This is a genomic window from Pectobacterium peruviense (assembly GCF_003312355.2).
Taxonomy (GTDB): Bacteria; Pseudomonadota; Gammaproteobacteria; order Enterobacterales; family Enterobacteriaceae; genus Pectobacterium; species Pectobacterium peruviense.
Genome location: NZ_CP161826.1, coordinates 763,452 through 781,774 on the forward strand (window position 1 = coordinate 763,452; position 18,323 = coordinate 781,774).

The following is an 18,323-nucleotide window of genomic DNA, read 5'->3' on the forward strand; positions in this document are numbered from 1 at the left end:
TCTATTTGTACTGAATACCTATTTGATGCTTAACACGTTTTCGTTTATCAGGGCTGAGTCTAACAGCAGGCCAGTTCAAACGTTAAACGAGGCGGAATATGGCCGTTTTCGCTATCTAATGGCAGAAAACGGATGGCATAGCGCGTCTTATGGCCGGATATCTGTGGATAGAGTTGATGCATCTGTTCAAGACGCAAACGCAGCAGATCCGCATCAGAGGCATTGTCCTGAAAGAAACCATTCAGGCTGGTCTGCGGTCGGAATATCCCTGAGTGGCGGATGAGTTCCAGGATCATATCCAGCGCTTGTTTGAGTGGTGACAAAGAATTAAGCCAGCCTGAAACCAATTTCTCGCGCAGATCCTGAGGCTGATGTAGCCAGCTATGTAGCGTTGGCAAGTCGAAACTGCAACACCCGCCGGGAATACCGAGCCGCTGGCGTACCATGCCAATCAGGCGATCCTCACGTAAGAATTGCCCCATCCGCGGTGCTGCCATTAGCGTACTGGACAGATCTTTCAACTGACGTCGTAGCGAGTGGATGCGCTCCATATCAACGCCCGGCACATCACTCCATTGCAGCAGTTTTTGCTGTTGGCGCTCCAATTCTTTCAGCAATTCGGTGCGTACATCTCCGCGTTCCAGCACATCAAGCAACTCGGCGATAGCGCGAAAAAATGTCAGAGCACTTCCCATATCGGTCAGGGAGTGGTTTTGATGCAACTGCTGCAGTAATGACTCGATACGCAACCAGGTACGTGTTTTTTCGTTCAGCGGATATTCAAATAAAATCGTTGAGGAAGCGTCACTCATTCTTAGCCATCCTGTCGGCTGCGGAGGCGGCTAACTCCAGGTAATGGCGGTGTAATTCCGCAACCTGTGGAGCCAGCTCGTTTGGGCAGCGACTGTTATCAATAATATCATCGGCACAAGCCAGGCGCTGTTCTCGGGTTGCCTGTGCTGCCAGTATGTTTTCTGCTTGCTGCAGACTGATTCCATCGCGGGCCAGTGTGCGTTCAAGCTGTGTTTCTCTATCTACATCGACGACTAGAATACGTTGTGCTCGCTGTTGTAAACCGTTCTCCACCAGTAAAGGGACGACCCACAGAATGTACGGTGTGGATATGGTCTGAAACCGGGTCTGTGTTTCCTGATGGATCAACGGATGCAGCAAATTATTCAGCCACTGTTTCTCCTCTGGCGAGGAGAAAATTCGTTGGCGCAGCGCGGTACGGTTCAATGAACCATCGTCATTGAGCACGGGATCGCCAAACCGGAGCCTAATGGCATCCAGTGCGGGTTTTCCAGGTTCGACTACCTGACGCGCGATGATATCTGCATCAACGATAGTGGCCCCTAATTTGGCAAATTCGTCGGCTACGGTGCTTTTCCCGCTGCCGATACCGCCCGTTAAGGCTACGATGTATGTCATTGCACCCGTGTTGAAAAATTAACATTTCTACTATTTTCAAGGGAGAGGGATACATTTCCACTCCCTTGAGCCAATCAGGCATAAGCCGTGGTTTGCTCCACGCTATCATCTTGTTAGGCAATAGGTAAATTTTTCTGATTTTATCCCAAATAAAGTGAAAATCGCAGTCTTGCCGCAGGATTATTCCTGCGTATGATAACGTCACTGGTAAAGGGCATTATTTTTTCAAACATGATTATGCCCAGTAACGATACTGAGCATTCCGCCGTCACTCACCAGGAACTCGAACCTCATGCGTATTGAAGAAGATTTAAAGTTAGGCTTTAAAGACGTTCTCATCCGGCCAAAGCGTTCGACGCTGAAAAGCCGCTCTGACGTTGAACTAGAACGTCAATTCACCTTCCTTCACGCCGGAGGCAACTGGTCCGGTGTTCCGATTATCGCCGCCAATATGGATACCGTGGGTACGTTTAGTATGGCGGAGATCCTGGCCTCTTTTGATGTCCTGACGGCTGTCCATAAACACTATTCTGTCGAACAATGGTCCCAGTTTGTGCAGCGTGCACCAGAGTCGGTATTACGCCATGTCATGGTCTCGAGCGGGACATCTGATGCTGATTTCATCAAGTTAAAGCAAATTCTGGCGCTGTCGTCTGAACTGAAATTTATCTGTATCGATGTAGCAAATGGTTATTCTGAGCACTTTGTCACGTTCCTACAAAAAGTGCGTGAGGCCTGTCCAGACAAGGTTATCTGTGCGGGAAACGTGGTGACGGGTGAAATGGTGGAAGAACTCATTCTCTCTGGCGCGGATATCGTGAAAGTCGGTATTGGCCCCGGTTCTGTCTGCACAACGCGTGTTAAAACGGGGGTGGGTTACCCTCAGCTTTCCGCAGTGATTGAATGTGCTGATGCAGCGCATGGTCTCGGCGGACAAATCGTGAGCGATGGCGGTTGCGCGATGCCCGGTGATGTTGCGAAAGCATTCGGTGGCGGAGCCGATTTTGTCATGCTGGGCGGTATGCTGGCAGGACATGATGAATGTGAAGGAACCATCGTTGAAGAAAACGGTGAGAAAATGATGTTGTTCTACGGGATGAGTTCCGCATCTGCGATGGAACGTCACGTCGGCGGCGTGGCGGAGTACCGTGCCGCAGAAGGAAAAACCGTGAAACTGCCACTGCGCGGTCCGGTAGATAATACCGTACGCGATATCCTTGGTGGCTTGCGTTCAGCCTGTACCTATGTCGGTGCATCCCGTTTGAAAGAGCTAACGAAGCGCACAACGTTTATTCGCGTAGCCGAGCAGGAAAATCGTATTTTCAACGGATAGTTGTGTCTTCAGATTCCGTCTTTCCGCTGTTAACGGTGGTGGCGCGATCTGATTTGTAGACGTTGTCGTGTCGTATTGGTCGGTTCAGGCACCGGCCAATACATTCCCCAGTTGGAAGATAGGTAAATACATGCCAATCACCAGCGCCCCGACCATTCCCCCTACGACCATCATCAGTAACGGCTCCAGCGTTTGTGTCAGCATGTCTGCCTGCTGTTGTACCCGTCCCTCGTGCCATTCTGCCAGTTGTGTAAAGATCGCATCCAGCGCACCGGTTTCTTCGCCAACGCGAATCAACTGTGGACAAGGTGCAGGAAACAGCGCAGCGTGATGTTGTGTGGCATGGTATAGCGACGTGCCCTGATGCAACTGCGATTGTATTTGTTGAATCGCGGCCTGATAAAGCGGGTGACGGATCGTTGCGGCGGCATCCAGCCCTTCAGGAAGCGTCAAACCCGCATGTTGCGTCATCGCCAGAATAGTAAATATCTGATTCAGCGATTTACCGCGTAGCAGGCTGGATACCACGGGAAGCTTCAGCAACCATTCTTGTTCCCTTATTTTCCATAATGGTTTTTTCTGCCTCAATCGGGCATATCCCACACTCAAACAACTCAGTACCAGTAGCCCAATGAATCCGTAACCAGCGATGATGTCTGCCAGATGAAGCAACTGCCGGGTAAACCACGGTAATGGCGCGTTAAACGAGGAGTAGAGCGTCGCAAATTCAGGTAAAACCAGAATCAACATCATCATACTGACCAACATGGCGATGGCTAAAACAAAACAGGGATAGCGTAACGCCTTGATGACTTTCTGTTGCAGTCTGGATTGTTTTTCTTGCTGCTGAGCTAGCTGTAGGCAGCATGTATCTAGTTTCCCTGTTAATTCGCCGACGGCAATGAGGGTGCGGTACAGAACGGGAAAGATATGAGGGTAGACGTGCAATGCCTCAGATAGCGAACTTCCTTGAGCAACCTGAGTGCGAACGTCTCGTAATACGCAGCGCCAGCCGGGGCGCTCATGCTGTTCTGACACCAGTTTTAATGCTTCCAGCAGCGGCAATCCTGCTTGTAGCAGGGCAGCGAGCTGTTTGATTAACTCGCCGAGCTGTTCGCGCTTCCAGTAGCGGAGCGACAGGTAATGACCGACTTTTACGAGAAGCGGTTGGTAGCCTTGTGTGATTAGGCTGGCATAGACGTGCTGGCGGTGTGTGCTGATGAGCTCACCTTCGGCAAATTCTCCCTCGGACGTGATGCCCTGCCAGTGATACAAGCGTTCTAGCTTCATTGCGCTTCCTGATTTATTGAGTGTTCATCGCCTACAACACGATAGACTTCGGCAAGTGAGGTTAGGCCGTCATTGACCAGATCCAGTCCTGCTGCCAGTAGTGTTGGGAAACCTGAGTTGCGTGACAGGGCAGATAATTCCCCTACGCTGGCGTTGCCTGCTAACGCTGCCTGAAAATCCGGTGTGATGGGGAGCAATTCATAGAGCGCGACGCGCCCATAGTAGCCAGAGAAACAGTGGTTACAGCCGCTGGCTTGCCAATGGAGTAATGGCCCTTGCCATATGTTGCTTGGCAGGGAGAGTAGGGGCTCTCCCGGTGTCTTACAGTGCGGGCATAACCGACGAACAAGACGCTGTGCGACGATGAGCTTTAGCGCTGCGGCTAACAGATAGCCGGGAATGCCCAGATGACTGAGTCGAGTCAGGGTTTCTACGGCAGAATTGGTATGTAGCGTGGACATGACAAGATGGCCGGTTTGTGCGGCTTTTACTGCAATTTCTGCGGTTTCGGTATCGCGAATCTCACCAATCATAATGACGTCTGGATCCTGCCGCAGCAGCGCACGTAAAATTCGACCAAATCCCAGCTCGGCTTTAGGATTGATCGCCGTTTGGTTGATTCCCTGCAAAGGGATTTCGACGGGATCTTCCACGCTACAGATATTGCGGCTGATATCGTTCAGCCAGCGTATTGCGCTATAAAGCGTCACCGTTTTTCCACTACCCGTTGGGCCAGTGACTAACAGCATGCCTTGTGCAGCGCTCAGCACGCTAATAACCTGCTGCAATGCTTTTGCGGTGAGCCCGAGCTTATCCAGCGCCAGTTCTTGCTGGTGCGTTTGCAAAATACGCAGTACGACTTTTTCTCCCTGTTGTACGGGAAGGGTAGCGATGCGTAACGAGTAGGCTTGTTGATCCAGCATCAGGCTGAATTGACCGTCTTGCGGTAATCGCCTTTCGGCAATATTCAACTTACCCATGATTTTCAGTCGCGCGGTAATTCGGTTTGCCAGCTCGGGAGGGGGCGCGGATATTGCCTGCAACACACCGTCAATCCGTAGCCGCACACGATAGCTGTCTGACAACGGCTCAAAGTGGATATCAGAAGCGCGGCGCTGAACGGCGAGGCGCAGCGTTTGATGGATAAATTGCGCGACTGGGGAGGCGTCATCCTGATCCTGTTGCCCGGTGCTGGAACGATCGGCGCTGGTTTGGTAAGTCTCTGTGGGTTCGGCAACGGCATTCACTGGATTAAGCTGTTGTTCCATTCTGGCCTGTGGCCATTGTTCCACCATAATTCGACGATTGCTGGCGAAACGCAGTGCGGCAATCATCTCCGCAGAAGGAGACGTGGTGACGGCAACTGACAGCGTTTGTTCATCGAGGTTAAGTAGTAATGCCTGATAACGTCGGCACAGTGTCTGTAGCTCGCTGAGTACATGCTCGGAGGAGAAGGACGAATCAGTCATGATTAACCAGCCGTATTATCGAAACGGAAAACGTCCTGACAGGCGGATTGTAGGCTCTCTGCGCCGTCATCCGTGGCACAGTTTTTCGTCCAGCGTGAAGCGCCCGTTTCGGTATCCCACGTTGGCGTCAGAACAACTCGCAGCCCTAGCAGCGTGGATTGCCCAGTTAGCGTAATGACTCCTTGAGCGACGCTAACAGCACTGACATAGCGTGAAGATTTACTGCTCGGAATTCCCTGATTTCCTATGTTGCAGGCAGTAAAAGCAGCATTTTCCAGACCGCAGAGATCGACTGGTGTTTTATAAGACACCATTGTTTGTAGCATGTCTGTCAGCGCTGCTTTTTGCAGATAGCCTTGATAGGCTGGCACGCCAATGGCGCTGAGGATGGCTATGATCGCAATGACGATCATCAGCTCAATCAGTGTGAATCCTTGTTGTTTTGTCATGTTGATTTCCCTGTTGTTGGGTATAAATTTTTGTGATGCACAAAGATAGCGATGCACCAATTCATACGAATGACTGGCAGCATAGAAAAGGGAGTGAAGGCTGACGAGCAGGGAAAATGAAAACAGGAAAGCGCTACGACATATTTTTAGGAATTTGCAGAGGATTGAAAAATTTTTGCGGATAGGTACGCATTATTCACATTATCAGGACAGGAAGTCCGTGCGGAGCTGGGAAGCCGTATTGTTACGATGTGATGGGGAGGGTGAGATGAAGAAATGCGAACGAGGTGCGAAATGGCACCTCGTCGGTAGAAATAGGGATGTGATTAGATAAAGCGCATGGATAAATCCAGTGCCTGTACGTGCTTGGTTAACGCTCCTACCGAAATATAGTCCACACCGGTTTCGGCATAGCCGCGCAGCGTGTCTAGGGTGACATTACCGGATATCTCCAGCAGCGCACGGCCTTGCGTTAAGTTCACCGCTTCCCGGATGTCATCCAGGCTGAAATTATCCAGCATGATGATATCTGCGCCAGCGTCTAACGCCTGTTGCAATTCACCCAGCGATTCGACTTCCACTTCAACGGGAACATCGCTGCGTAAAACCTGCGCTTTTTCTACTGCATTTTTGATTGAACCCGCGGCGATGATATGGTTTTCCTTGATCAGGAAAGCATCGGATAAACCGAGCCGATGGTTATCTCCGCCGCCGCAGGATACCGCGTATTTCAGCGCGGTTCGCAGCCCTGGCAGAGTTTTGCGCGTATCCAGCAACCGGGTGCGCGTTCCCTGCAACACGGCAACATAGCGGCTGGTTTCGGTTGCGACGCCGGACAGAGTTTGCAGGAAATTCAGCGCCGTGCGTTCACCCGTTAAAAGCTGTTTGGCTGGTCCGGTGATATCACACAGCGTTTGGTTGGGAGTGATGGCTTCGCCATCGGCGACGTGCCAGACGATCGTTGTCGTGTTGCCCAATTGAGAAAAGACTTCCTCAAGCCAACGCGTACCGCAGAAGATACCTGCTTCACGCGTGATAATGCGTGCGCTGACGATCTCGTTGTCGGGTAACAGAAGCGCGGTAATATCTTGATTAGCATCGACGATGCCACCTAAATCTTCACGCAAGGCCAATTGCACGCTGGCGGGGATATCTTGTGCAATACGAGCAAGCAAGGTTTTTTGGCGTTGTTCCTGACTGTAGCGACGCGTTGACATGACAAAACTCCGAAGGGGGATTCGGAGGTCTATGCTACCTTGTTTATATCAGGACATCCAGAATGAATAATTATTACAATTCAGACTGTTACTGTTATTAACCTTCCGGCGAACATGTGCGTTCGCCGGAAAGGAGATGTCATTTTAGAAGTTGTAACCGACAACCAGATAGTAGCCCCAGCCGGTAGATTTCACTTCAAACGGGCCTTTGCCGAAATTGAGTTCTGCGCCATCAGCCCATTGGCCGCCGTTGTGGAAATAACGTGCGACGAAAGAGTAGTGCCAGTGGTCGTAGCCCAGTGCCAAAATATGGCTGGAGGCAATGGAGTTGTTCGTGCGGCTTGAATTCGATTTATCACGCAGTTCTGAACCGAAATCGAAATTGGTGAAGCTGATATAAGAGACATTGCCGCCCATCAGCGAGCCCAGCGGGTAAGAGTATTTTACTTTTACACGGTAGCCGTCCCACTCATTTTCGTTCGCTGCGCCGTAGTTCTGCCATTGGTATTTGGCATAGCCGTTCAATGAGAGAGACAGATCGGTGCCGGTATCAATATCGGTGCCTAAGCCCATGTACCAGGTGCTCTGACGTGAACCACTATTGCGGCCCTGATCGTAGATAACGTTATTGGCGATGTACCACTCTTTGAACGGACCAAAGCTCAGATCAGCTCCTGTCAGTTTATCAATAGAGAAGCGCGGTTCGATCTCGACAAACAGCGGAGAGCCCTTGTCCCAAATGCCACGGCTGTCGGGATCGCCACCGAAAAATTTAGGCGCATCGGCGTAGCCGTAGAAATCGAACCAGTCTTTACGCGCAAATGCTTCATATTCCAGGTAGGTCGTGCTGTTCAGTTGTGGCCCGAAGCGCGTGTGGGCGCTGCCGACGACGTTAATGCTCTGATGCCACCAGTCGGATAGGTATTCGGCTTTATTGCTGTCGGCCAGTACCGGCATTGAGCATGACAGTGCCAGCAAGGCACCAGCGGCGAAAGTTTTTTTCATGTTAAGTACCATCGTGTTAGACGTTATTTACGTCGTGCGTAAGACCGCAAAATAAGTTTTGGTAATATCTAAAAAAATCAGAAGATAATTTTGTCATGCATTTTAAGTAAAAATAGACGCAATGCACGAAAACGATTGCCTTTTATTGCAATATTACATTTGTAATGTGATTTTTATCACATAATAGTGTTGGGGATTTTACGTTGCTAAAAAGGATGTAGAGGTTGAATGTTGACGGGAAAATCGCAGAAAAATCGCAAAACGAATGGTAAAACCTATTGATATCTAGTTGGATAGATAGGATGGCGTGAAACATGGTATCTTGGATACAAGGATTTTGGGTTCTATACCCCAAATAATTCGAGTTGCAGGAAGGCGGCAAGAGAGGGAATCCCGATGAGCTTACTCAGGTAAGTGATTCGGGTGAGTGAACGCAGCCAACGCACATGCAGCTTGAAGTATTACGGGTATAATTGATTTTTCGCCTGATTCAGCCGGCTAACGATACGATGCGAGGTTATCGCCGATGCTTTTGGAAAATGGCTGGTTATCCGATATTACACACACGCCTTCACCGCATTATGATGGTCGCCCGAATAATGAGGTGCCTTCTTTACTGGTGATTCACAATATCAGCCTGCCGCCGGGTGAGTTTGGCGGTCCGTATATTGATCAACTGTTTACCGCTACCTTAGATCCTACGGCACATCCCTATTTCGCCGATATTTCCCATTTACGCGTGGCGGCACACTGTCTGATCCGCCGCGACGGGCAAACCACACAGTATGTGCCTTTCGATCAACGTGCTTGGCATGCCGGAGTCTCGGTGTTTGAAGGCCGTGAACGCTGCAATGATTTCTCTATTGGTATCGAGCTGGAAGGGACGGATACGCTGCCTTTTACCACGGAGCAATATCACTCTTTGGCTGCGATTACGCACCTATTAATGCGGGATTACCCCATCACGCCGTCACGAATTACCGGGCATAGCGATATCGCTCCAGGTCGTAAAACCGACCCCGGCCCAGCATTTGACTGGGACGGCTATCATCTTCTGCTACAAGAAAACTGGACAGAGAACAAAGGGAGCCTAGACCAATGACGCTGTTTACACTGTTGCTTACGCTGGCATGGGAACGGTTGTTCAAGCAGGGAGAGCACTGGCAGATCGATCACCGGCTTGAAGTGATATTTCGGCATGTTTCGCCTCCGTCTTTATTTCAAACGCTGTTCCTGACGCTGTGCAGTATGTGCGTGGTGGCTGGGTTGCTGTGGCTAACGAGCGGTATTCTGTTTGGCTTGATTTCTCTTTTGCTGTGGATCGTCATTAGCCTGATGTGCATTGGCGCGGGTGAAATTCGTCAGCACTATCGGCGTTATTTGCAGGCGGCGCAGCGCGGCGAGTCGGACGCCAGCCGTGAAATGGCGGCTGAACTGGCGCTGATTCACGGTCTGCCAGTGGGCACGAGCGAAAGTGAGCAATTGAAAGAACTGCAAAACGCATTGCTGTGGATAAACTTCCGGTTCTATTTAGCCCCGCTATTCTGGTTCGTCGTCGCTGGGCCTTATGGACCGATTACGCTGATGGGATACGCATTTTTACGTGCCAGACAGACCTGGCTGGCACGGCACAACACACCGCTGGAACGCGCCCAGTCCGGCGTTGATAGCTTGCTGCATTGGCTTGACTGGATTCCCGCTCGTTTAGCCGGTGCGGCTTACGCCTTGCTGGGGCACGGCGAAAAAGCGCTGCCTGCCTGGTTCGCATCGCTGGGAGATTCCCGCAGCTCGCAATACTGGGTGTTAACTCAGCTCGCTCAATTTTCTCTGGCGCGTGAATCCCACATCGAGCCGGTAGAAACACCCAAAGCCGCTGTGACGCTGGCGAAAAAGGTGACGCTGGTGCTGGTGGTCGTAGTCGCACTCCTGACGATATACGGTGCGCTGGTCTGATTTCCCAACGCACCCGTTTCTCATCTATTGTCTGTCTGCGGGAGGCTCGCCGAACGCGGGCATGCCGTTACGATCCCAACTGAACATTTTAATCCGCGTATGGCGGTTCGGGTCATACAGCGGATCGCCTTCGATCTCTGTGTAATTGCGGGCATGGTAAACCAGCACATCTTCGCCCGTTTCTGTTTGGGTAAAGCTATTATGCCCTGGCCCAAATTGCCGGTTTTCCCAACTGGTGGTGAAAACCGGCTGCTGCGATTTATGCCAGCTTGTCGGGTTCAACAGATTGCTATCCGCATTCGCCCACAGTAAGCCGATACAGTAATTTTCATCGGTAGCGCTGGCTGAATAGGTGATAAAGATGCGTTCGCCGTGCTTAATGACGGCGGGGCCTTCGTTGACTTTAAAACCGATCACTTCCCACGGCAGTTCCGGTTTGCTCAACATGACGGGCGTGCCTTTCAGCGTCCACGGGTTTTCCATTTCAGCCAGATACAGATTCGAGTTGCCTGCAATGGCGGGATCTTTTTGCGCCCATAGATAGTAGCGCTTTCCCCGATGTTCAAAGTGCGTGGCATCCAGTGAGAAGGTATCGAACTGCGTGTAAATCCGTCCTCTTTCAACCCAGTTGCCTGTTAGCGGGTCGCTATCCGCGCATTCCAATGCAAACATACGGTGCTGGAATAAACCCTCTTTGATTTCCTCCGTCGGTGCTGCGGCGAAATAGACATACCATTTGCCATCAATCACATGCAGTTCCGGTGCCCAAATCAGCGAGCTTAAGGGGCCGCGTTCATGCTTGCGCCAGATCGTCACCGGGGTGGCGTGGGAAAGTGCTTCCAGCGAACTGGCTCGACGAATTTCGAGACGATTGTATTCGGGGACCGAGGCAATAAAATAATACTGACCATCCGTATGGCGAAGAATGAAAGGGTCTGCCCGTTGTTCAATCAGTGGGTTAGGCCATTGATGTGGGTTCATCATTCTTTCCTCCTGTTTTGACGTTGAGTGCCTGACCGCCACGGCTATCGCTCAGTTCCCGATAGTTGTTACGGCGTTTTTCCAGATCAATTTGTATTTGCTGCATGAGTTGGCGATCGACTTTCAGTAAACGTACAACGCCTGCGGTGATCAAATAGCCTACGCCGGGAATGATGGTGAACAACATAATGATGCCATTCATTGCCTCTGCATTTTGCTGTTTGGCATTGGCGTCATAACCATAGTAGGACAGCAGGAAACCAACCATCGCCCCTGCAATGGCTAGCCCGACTTTCAGGAAGAACAGATTGCCTGAGAAACTAATCCCCGTGATTCGCTTGCCGGTTTTCCACTCGCCGTAGTCATCCACATCGGCCATCAGCGACCAATGGAGCGGTGAAGGGATTTGATGCAGGATATTTAGCAGGAAGTACATCACCAGAATAAAACTGGTTAGGTGAGGGTTGAAAAAATAGAAGGCGCTGGAGAAGATCGCCAGTGCGATGTTGACCCAGAAAAACACTTTCAGCTTACAGAAACGGTCGGTAAGCGGTTTTGCCAGCGCGCTGCCGAACATCATGCCGACGACGCCGAGACTGATAAACAGGCTGGCGAATGAGACGGATTTTTCCATCACCCAGGTGACGTAGTACATCGTGGCCGCCATGCGAATAAATCCTGGGCAGACGTTGCACAAGGTTAATAGCAGGATTCGCGGCCATTGGTCATTTTTCCAGACGTCTCTCAAGTCTGCTTTTAGCGCGTCATTGGTGGGGATGGCAGGTTTGATCCGCTCCTGAACGGTGGCAAAGCAGAACAGAAACATGAATAAGGCAATAATCGCCATCACACCCATCGACATTTGGTAACCGCGCGCTTTGTCTTCGCCGCCGAACCATTCGGCCATTGGCAGCAGCGTCGAGGAGAGAATAAGCGTGGCAATGCCTACCATAATGAAGCGGTATGATTGACAGGAAACCCGCTCATGCGGGTCCGCGGTGATCACGCCACCCAGCGAGCAGTAGGGGATGTTGATCGCAGTGTAGGTCAGTGACATCAGAAAATAAGTGACGAAGGCATAGATGACCTTGCCGTTGTAGCTCCAGTCCGGTGTGGTAAACATGAGTACGCTGAACAGAACGTAGGGTACGCAGACCCAAAGCAGGTAAGGCCGAAAGCGACCCCAGCGGCTTTGGGTTCGATCGGCGATTGCACCCATAATCGGGTCCGTGACAGCATCGATAACGCGAATGGAGAGTAGCAGAGTGCCGACCAAGGCAGGTGAAAGCCCATAGATATCCGTGTAGAAATAGCTCAGAAATAGCATGATGGCCCCGCCAATCATGTTACATCCCGCATCACCCATTCCGTAGCCGATCTTTTCTTTAACAGACAGTGCGTTGTTCTTCATGAATACGACTCCTGTGCTTAACGTGTAAACACGATTATTCCTCTCGATAGGGATAAAAGAGCGTATGAAATCGGTTGCAAAAATGGACAAATGAGTTGGGTAAGGAAAAGTGTGATGGACATGGCAAATATGAAAATGGCCGACAGAGTCGGCCATGGAAAAAGATGCAGTTAACGCTGAGGTTTACTTCGCCTGATTTTTCTTTTTGATGAAGTAACCGATGCCCAGAATAACCAGCCAGACTGGAATCAGCATGACGGAAATCTGAATGCCCGGCGTCAGGAACATGATGACCAGTATACCCGCCAGGAACAGCAGGCAGATGTAGTTACCCAGCGGATAAAGCAGCGCTTTAAACTTGGTCACTGTGCCTTCTTTATCCTTTTGCGCACGGAATTTCAGGTGCGCCAGACTGATCATCGCCCAGTTAATCACAAGAGCAGAGACGACTAGCGCCATTAATAGCTCGAATGCTTTGCCGGGAATAAGGTAGTTAATCAGCACACACAGCGCCGTTGCCAGCGCAGAGATACCTATAGCGACAACCGGTACGCCACGGCTATCGACGGTTTCCAGTACTTTCGGTCCATTTCCCTGTTTCGCCAGTCCGAACAGCATGCGGCTGTTGCAATAAACACAGCTGTTGTACACCGATAGCGCTGCTGTTAGTACCACGACGTTCAGTATCGTCGCCACGACGTTGCTGTTCAGCTCATGGAAGATCATGACGAACGGGCTACCGCCTTCCACCACTTTGCCCCATGGGTAAAGTGACAGCAGGATAGCGAGTGAACCGATGTAGAAAATCAGGATACGGTAGATAACCTGATTGGTGGCGCGTGGAATGCTTTTTTCTGGGTTATCCGCTTCTGCTGCGGTAATCCCGACGAGTTCGAGGCCACCAAATGAGAACATAATAACGGCCATCGCCATGACCAGACCAAGTCCGCCATTCGGGAAGAATCCTCCCTGCGCCCACAGGTTGGTCACGGTGGCTTCCGGCCCGCCCGTACCGCTGAGCAGCAACCAGCCACCAAAGACGATCATGCCAATAATCGCTGCGACTTTGATGATGGCAAACCAGAACTCCATCTCACCGTAGACTTTGACGTTCGCCAGATTGATAGCGTTAATCAGCAGGAAGAAGACGGCAGCGGATACCCAGGTCGGGATGTCTGGCCACCAGTACTGGACGTAAATCCCTACGGCGCTGAGTTCGGCCATGGCGACCAGAACATACAACACCCAGTAGTTCCATCCCGATGCAAAGCCAGCGAAATCGCCCCAATATTTATAAGCAAAGTGGCTGAACGATCCGGCTACCGGTTCTTCAACCACCATCTCGCCCAGTTGGCGCATAATGAGAAACGCGATCAGGCCGCCAATCGCATAGCCTAGCAGGACCGATGGCCCAGCCATTTTGATTGTCTGCGCAATACCAAGAAAGAGGCCAGTACCTACCGCGCCACCCAAGGCAATCAACTGTATATGACGGTTTTTCAAACCACGCTTTAGCGTGCCGTCCGTTTGTTGATTATCCATCAAATTTAATCCTCTGCCAGTGCAAGTAAAAAACACGGTGTGAACGAACACACGTATTAGTGACTGTACGTTTGTGTAATTTTATTTTTACGGGATGGTGTTTCTTTAAATAATGAAACATCTACCGTTTGCCAGAGAATAGTGGTAAGTGCGCAAGATTGCACTGATTTCTTATAGTCTGATAATTAAAAACTATCGTCACATCAAAGTTTTTATCTCTCTTTGATTGAACCCCTGATGATGAAAAACCGGTGGAGGTTTGAAGGGGAGTACTTCTTTAGGTTTACTCCCTTTTATTATCTCTTTATCCCCGCTGTAAAAATGGTGCTTACCCCGATAGGGTGCTATGTGTGATCACGCTATCTTTGTAAGAATAAAAAATCTTATTTTTTGAATAAATATTCACTATTTGTGCGTTTAAACGGTTCAGCACCGCCTGCTTTACGTTTCAAAAAAGTTAAAATATAGACAGGGGGGATTAATGGTCATACCACAGGCGGGCTATCACTTTGCCGCATGTTTCTCGTGCATTTGTTAAAATCTGGTGGGATTGGTGATTTAGCTCAAGGTCCTTATGGACAGAAGGTGAATACTTTGTTACTTTAGCGTCACGTTTTTGAAATTGGTATTACCAATTGACTCCGCGCCATTCGCAGAGAAGAATTCACTATGGCATACAGCAAGATCCGTCAGCCCAAACTGTCAGATGTGATTGAACAGCAGCTGGAGTTTCTGATCCTTGAGGGAACCTTGCGCCCCGGCGAGAAGCTCCCACCGGAGCGCGAACTGGCAAAACAGTTTGATGTTTCCCGCCCTTCTCTGAGAGAAGCCATTCAACGTCTGGAAGCCAAAGGTTTACTTTTGCGCCGCCAGGGTGGTGGTACCTTCGTTCAAGCCAATCTATGGCAAAGTGTCAGCGATCCGCTGGCAGAATTACTGAGCACACATCCCGAATCACAGTTCGATCTTCTTGAAACGCGTCATGCGCTGGAAGGCATTGCTGCCTACTATGCTGCGTTGCGTGGCACAGAGTCGGATCTGCAACGTATCCGGGATTGTCATGCCGTGATTGAGAAGGCGAGGGAAGCGGGCGATCTGGACGCCGAGTCAGAAGCCGTTATGCAGTATCAGGTTGCTGTAACAGAAGCCACGCATAATGTGGTTTTGCTGCATTTGGTGCGCTGTATGGGGCCGATGCTCGAACAGAACGTGAGGCAGAATTTTGAATTGCTTTATTTGAGCCGTGAAGTGCTGGCTCAGGTGAGCATTCATCGCGCCAGCATCTTTGAGGCGATTGTTGCCCGTGAGCCAGAAAAGGCGCGCGAAGCATCACACCGCCATCTGGCGTTTATTGAAGAAGTATTGCTGGATCTTAACCGGGAACATAGTCGGCGCGAGAGATCGTTGCGTCGGCTCCAGCAACGCAAGGACTGAGCACACGTATTTTTGGTGTTCTGAATGCGGCAATCACGACGATGAGCCTGTCTTCATGCGTTTTGCTTATAGCCAAACATAAGCCAGAATGCACGAAGACAGGCTCCAACAAACCAACTTATTAGAGAAGATAAGGAATAACCATGTCAGATCGTTTAAATAATGACGTGGATCCGATCGAAACCCGCGACTGGCTGCAGGCGATCGAATCGGTCATCCGTGAAGAGGGTGTTGAGCGCGCTCAGTTCCTGATAGATCAGGTTCTGGGTGAAGCGCGTAAAGGCGGTGTTAGCGTTGCTGCTGGTACAGCTGCACGTCAATATATCAACACCATCGCAGTGGAAGACGAACCGGAATACCCTGGTAATCTGGATCTGGAACGTCGTATTCGCTCAGCAATCCGCTGGAACGCGATCATGACAGTGCTGCGTGCTTCGAAAAAAGATCTGGATCTGGGTGGCCACATGGCTTCTTTCCAGTCTTCCGCCACTTTCTATGAAGTGTGCTTTAACCACTTCTTCCGTGCTCGCACTGCGCAGGACGGCGGCGACCTGGTCTACTTCCAGGGCCACATTTCTCCGGGCGTTTACGCTCGTGCCTTCCTTGAAGGCCGTCTGACAGAAGACCAGATGAACAATTTCCGTCAGGAAGTTCACGGTAAAGGTCTGTCTTCTTATCCGCACCCTAAATTGATGCCGGACTTCTGGCAGTTCCCGACCGTATCTATGGGTCTGGGCCCGATTGGTGCCATCTACCAGGCTAAATTCCTGAAGTATCTGGAAAACCGTGGTCTGAAAGATACCTCTAAGCAAACCGTTTATGCCTTCCTGGGCGACGGCGAAATGGACGAACCAGAATCCAAGGGTGCGATCACCATCGCGACTCGTGAAAAACTGGACAACCTGGTGTTCGTTATCAACTGTAACCTGCAACGTCTGGATGGCCCAGTTACCGGTAATGGTAAGATCATCAACGAGCTGGAAGGTATCTTCAGCGGCGCTGGCTGGGATGTGATCAAAGTGATGTGGGGTGACCGTTGGGACGAACTGCTGCGTAAAGACACCAGCGGTAAACTGATCCAACTGATGGAAGAAACCGTCGACGGTGACTACCAGACCTTCAAATCCAAAAACGGTGCCTATGTGCGTGAGCACTTCTTCGGTAAATACCCGGAGACGGCTGCACTGGTTAAAGACTGGAGCGACGATCAGATTTGGTCACTGAACCGTGGTGGTCACGATCCGAAGAAAGTCTACGCTGCACTGAAAAAAGCGCAGGACACCAAAGGCAAACCAACCGTTATTCTGGCGCATACCATTAAAGGTTATGGTATGGGCGACGCGGCGGAAGGTAAGAACATCGCTCACCAGGTTAAGAAAGTTAACATGGATGGCGTGCGTTACTTCCGTGACCGCTTCAACGTGCCAGTTAGCGATGAAAACATCGAAAGCCTGCCGTACATCACCTTCGATAAAGATTCCGAAGAGTACAAGTACCTGCACGAACGTCGTCAGGCACTGGGTGGTTACCTGCCGTCTCGTCAGCCGAACTTTGACGAGAAGCTGGAACTGCCAACGCTGGAAGATTTCCGTACGCTGCTGGAAGAGCAGAACAAAGAAATCTCTACCACTATCGCGTTTGTGCGTGCCCTGAACGTGATGTTGAAGAACCCATCGATCAAAGATCGTCTGGTTCCGATCATCGCTGACGAAGCGCGTACCTTCGGTATGGAAGGTCTGTTCCGCCAAATCGGTATTTATAGTCCGAAAGGCCAGCAGTACACCCCGCAGGACCGTGAGCAGGTTGCTTACTACAAAGAAGACCAGAAAGGTCAGATTCTGCAGGAAGGTATCAACGAGTTGGGCGCAGGTTCTTCCTGGCTGGCGGCGGCAACGTCTTACAGCACCAACAATCTGCCGATGATTCCGTTCTATATCTACTACTCCATGTTTGGTTTCCAACGTATCGGCGACCTGTGCTGGGCAGCGGGTGACCAACAGGCGCGTGGCTTCCTGATCGGTGGTACTTCAGGCCGTACAACGCTGAACGGTGAAGGTCTGCAGCACGAAGATGGTCACAGCCACATTCAGTCGCTGACCATCCCGAACTGTATCTCCTACGATCCAGCATTTGCCTATGAAGTTGCAGTGATCATGCATGATGGTCTGCACCGCATGTACGGCGACGCGCAAGAGAACATTTACTACTACATCACCACGCTGAACGAAAACTACCACATGCCTGCGATGCCGCAGGGTGCGGAAGAAGGTATCCGTAAGGGTATCTACAAGCTGGAAACGGTTGAAGGTAGCAAAGGTAAAGTTCAGCTGCTGGGCTCTGGTTCTATCCTGCGTCACGTACGTGAGGCGTCTCAGATTCTGGCGAAAGACTACGGCATCGGTTCTGACGTATTCAGCGTAACCTCCTTCACTGAACTGGCTCGCGAAGGCCAGGATTGTGAGCGTTGGAACATGCTGCATCCGACCGAAACCCCGCGCGTACCTTACGTGGCTCAGGTACTGAGCGATGCGCCAGCGGTTGCATCTACTGACTACATGAAGCTGTTTGCTGAGCAAATCCGTAACTTCATCCCAGCTAGCGATTACCGCGTACTGGGTACTGACGGTTTCGGTCGTTCTGACAGCCGTGAGAACCTGCGTCACCACTTCGAAGTGGATGCGTCTTACGTCGTGGTTGCGGCTCTGGGTGAACTGGCTAAACGCGGTGAAATCGATAAGAAAGTGGTTGCTGATGCCATCACTAAATTCAACATCGATGCAGATAAAGTCAACCCGCGTCTGGCATAAG

At 50.8% G+C, this 18,323-nt stretch carries 15 protein-coding genes; 5 read left to right on the forward strand and 10 right to left on the reverse strand.

What is annotated here, in order from left to right; genetic code table 11:
• Nucleotides 1-59: 59 nt before the first annotated feature.
• Nucleotides 60-812 carry a cell division protein ZapD gene (gene zapD, locus DUT67_RS03470; protein ID WP_048262328.1) on the reverse strand — a complete coding sequence of 251 codons (753 nt, stop codon included), beginning with the start codon at nt 810-812 and terminating at the stop codon, nt 60-62.
• Complete coding sequence (gene coaE, locus DUT67_RS03475) at nt 805-1,431, reverse strand: dephospho-CoA kinase (RefSeq protein WP_113626822.1); 627 nt, start codon at nt 1,429-1,431, stop codon at nt 805-807. Before coaE ends, zapD begins: the two co-directional genes overlap by 8 nt.
• A gap of 292 nt (nt 1,432-1,723) precedes the next feature.
• Here coaE and DUT67_RS03480 point away from each other — a divergent pair, with 292 nt between their 5' ends.
• The gene (locus DUT67_RS03480; RefSeq protein ID WP_113626821.1) at nt 1,724-2,764 is read left to right on the forward strand and encodes a GMP reductase; all 1,041 of its coding nucleotides are present in this window, start codon (nt 1,724-1,726) and stop codon (nt 2,762-2,764) included.
• 84 nt (nt 2,765-2,848) lie between these two features.
• On the opposite strand, the gene hofC is transcribed toward DUT67_RS03480, so the two are convergent.
• The 5 genes from hofC to DUT67_RS03505 form a co-directional block, all read right to left on the reverse strand.
• Complete coding sequence (gene hofC, locus DUT67_RS03485) at nt 2,849-4,054, reverse strand: protein transport protein HofC (RefSeq protein ID WP_113626820.1); 1,206 nt, start codon at nt 4,052-4,054, stop codon at nt 2,849-2,851.
• Nucleotides 4,051-5,523 (reverse strand): type II secretion system protein GspE, encoded by a 1,473-nt coding sequence (gene gspE, locus DUT67_RS03490; protein ID WP_113632752.1) that lies wholly within the window; start codon nt 5,521-5,523, stop codon nt 4,051-4,053. Before gspE ends, hofC begins: the two co-directional genes overlap by 4 nt.
• A 2-nt stretch (nt 5,524-5,525) precedes the next feature.
• On the reverse strand, nt 5,526-5,972 hold the full coding sequence (ppdD, locus tag DUT67_RS03495; protein WP_113626818.1) for a prepilin peptidase-dependent pilin: 447 nt from the start codon (nt 5,970-5,972) through the stop codon (nt 5,526-5,528).
• A 326-nt stretch (nt 5,973-6,298) separates the two neighbouring features.
• Nucleotides 6,299-7,189, reverse strand: a complete 891-nt coding sequence (gene nadC / locus DUT67_RS03500) for a carboxylating nicotinate-nucleotide diphosphorylase (RefSeq protein ID WP_113626817.1) — start codon at nt 7,187-7,189, stop codon at nt 6,299-6,301.
• 144 nt (nt 7,190-7,333) lie between these two features.
• The gene (locus DUT67_RS03505; protein ID WP_113626816.1) at nt 7,334-8,194 is read right to left on the reverse strand and encodes a nucleoside-specific channel-forming protein Tsx; all 861 of its coding nucleotides are present in this window, start codon (nt 8,192-8,194) and stop codon (nt 7,334-7,336) included.
• A 526-nt stretch (nt 8,195-8,720) separates the two neighbouring features.
• Here DUT67_RS03505 and ampD point away from each other — a divergent pair.
• Together ampD and ampE are read left to right on the forward strand one after the other, a co-directional pair.
• On the forward strand, nt 8,721-9,296 hold the full coding sequence (gene ampD, locus DUT67_RS03510) for a 1,6-anhydro-N-acetylmuramyl-L-alanine amidase AmpD (RefSeq protein ID WP_113626815.1): 576 nt from the start codon (nt 8,721-8,723) through the stop codon (nt 9,294-9,296).
• On the forward strand, nt 9,293-10,147 hold the full coding sequence (ampE, locus tag DUT67_RS03515; protein WP_113626814.1) for a beta-lactamase regulator AmpE: 855 nt from the start codon (nt 9,293-9,295) through the stop codon (nt 10,145-10,147). Before ampD ends, ampE begins: the two co-directional genes overlap by 4 nt.
• 24 nt (nt 10,148-10,171) lie before the next feature.
• Here ampE and DUT67_RS03520 read toward each other — a convergent pair whose 3' ends face one another.
• The 3 genes from DUT67_RS03520 to DUT67_RS03530 form a co-directional block, all read right to left on the reverse strand.
• Nucleotides 10,172-11,128 carry a family 43 glycosylhydrolase gene (locus DUT67_RS03520; RefSeq protein WP_189339544.1) on the reverse strand — a complete coding sequence of 319 codons (957 nt, stop codon included), beginning with the start codon at nt 11,126-11,128 and terminating at the stop codon, nt 10,172-10,174.
• Nucleotides 11,106-12,539 (reverse strand): glycoside-pentoside-hexuronide (GPH):cation symporter, encoded by a 1,434-nt coding sequence (locus DUT67_RS03525; RefSeq protein WP_113626812.1) that lies wholly within the window; start codon nt 12,537-12,539, stop codon nt 11,106-11,108. The genes DUT67_RS03520 and DUT67_RS03525 overlap by 23 nt, the downstream gene beginning before the upstream one ends.
• Nucleotides 12,540-12,722: 183 nt before the next feature.
• Entirely contained in the window at nt 12,723-14,081 is a 1,359-nt protein-coding gene (locus tag DUT67_RS03530) for an amino acid permease (RefSeq protein WP_048262303.1), read from the reverse strand.
• Between the two features lie 669 nt (nt 14,082-14,750).
• Here DUT67_RS03530 and pdhR point away from each other — a divergent pair.
• Both pdhR and aceE read left to right on the forward strand, forming a co-directional pair.
• On the forward strand, nt 14,751-15,515 hold the full coding sequence (gene pdhR, locus DUT67_RS03535; RefSeq protein WP_048262301.1) for a pyruvate dehydrogenase complex transcriptional repressor PdhR: 765 nt from the start codon (nt 14,751-14,753) through the stop codon (nt 15,513-15,515).
• A gap of 143 nt (nt 15,516-15,658) precedes the next feature.
• On the forward strand, nt 15,659-18,322 hold the full coding sequence (aceE, locus tag DUT67_RS03540) for a pyruvate dehydrogenase (acetyl-transferring), homodimeric type (protein ID WP_048262300.1): 2,664 nt from the start codon (nt 15,659-15,661) through the stop codon (nt 18,320-18,322).
• Nucleotide 18,323 lies beyond the last annotated feature (1 nt).

What these genes read in the sequence shown, in the direction of transcription:
- zapD (WP_048262328.1), bottom strand. Translation starts at nt 812, where the DNA reads ATGAGTGACGCTTCCTCAACGATTTTATTTGAATATCCGCTGAACGAA.
- coaE (WP_113626822.1), bottom strand. Translation starts at nt 1,431, where the DNA reads ATGACATACATCGTAGCCTTAACGGGCGGTATCGGCAGCGGGAAAAGC.
- DUT67_RS03480 (WP_113626821.1), top strand. Translation starts at nt 1,724, where the DNA reads ATGCGTATTGAAGAAGATTTAAAGTTAGGCTTTAAAGACGTTCTCATC.
- hofC (WP_113626820.1), bottom strand. Translation starts at nt 4,054, where the DNA reads ATGAAGCTAGAACGCTTGTATCACTGGCAGGGCATCACGTCCGAGGGA.
- gspE (WP_113632752.1), bottom strand. Translation starts at nt 5,523, where the DNA reads ATGACTGATTCGTCCTTCTCCTCCGAGCATGTACTCAGCGAGCTACAG.
- ppdD (WP_113626818.1), bottom strand. Translation starts at nt 5,972, where the DNA reads ATGACAAAACAACAAGGATTCACACTGATTGAGCTGATGATCGTCATT.
- nadC (WP_113626817.1), bottom strand. Translation starts at nt 7,189, where the DNA reads ATGTCAACGCGTCGCTACAGTCAGGAACAACGCCAAAAAACCTTGCTT.
- DUT67_RS03505 (WP_113626816.1), bottom strand. Translation starts at nt 8,194, where the DNA reads ATGAAAAAAACTTTCGCCGCTGGTGCCTTGCTGGCACTGTCATGCTCA.
- ampD (WP_113626815.1), top strand. Translation starts at nt 8,721, where the DNA reads ATGCTTTTGGAAAATGGCTGGTTATCCGATATTACACACACGCCTTCA.
- ampE (WP_113626814.1), top strand. Translation starts at nt 9,293, where the DNA reads ATGACGCTGTTTACACTGTTGCTTACGCTGGCATGGGAACGGTTGTTC.
- DUT67_RS03520 (WP_189339544.1), bottom strand. Translation starts at nt 11,128, where the DNA reads ATGAACCCACATCAATGGCCTAACCCACTGATTGAACAACGGGCAGAC.
- DUT67_RS03525 (WP_113626812.1), bottom strand. Translation starts at nt 12,539, where the DNA reads ATGAAGAACAACGCACTGTCTGTTAAAGAAAAGATCGGCTACGGAATG.
- DUT67_RS03530 (WP_048262303.1), bottom strand. Translation starts at nt 14,081, where the DNA reads ATGGATAATCAACAAACGGACGGCACGCTAAAGCGTGGTTTGAAAAAC.
- pdhR (WP_048262301.1), top strand. Translation starts at nt 14,751, where the DNA reads ATGGCATACAGCAAGATCCGTCAGCCCAAACTGTCAGATGTGATTGAA.
- aceE (WP_048262300.1), top strand. Translation starts at nt 15,659, where the DNA reads ATGTCAGATCGTTTAAATAATGACGTGGATCCGATCGAAACCCGCGAC.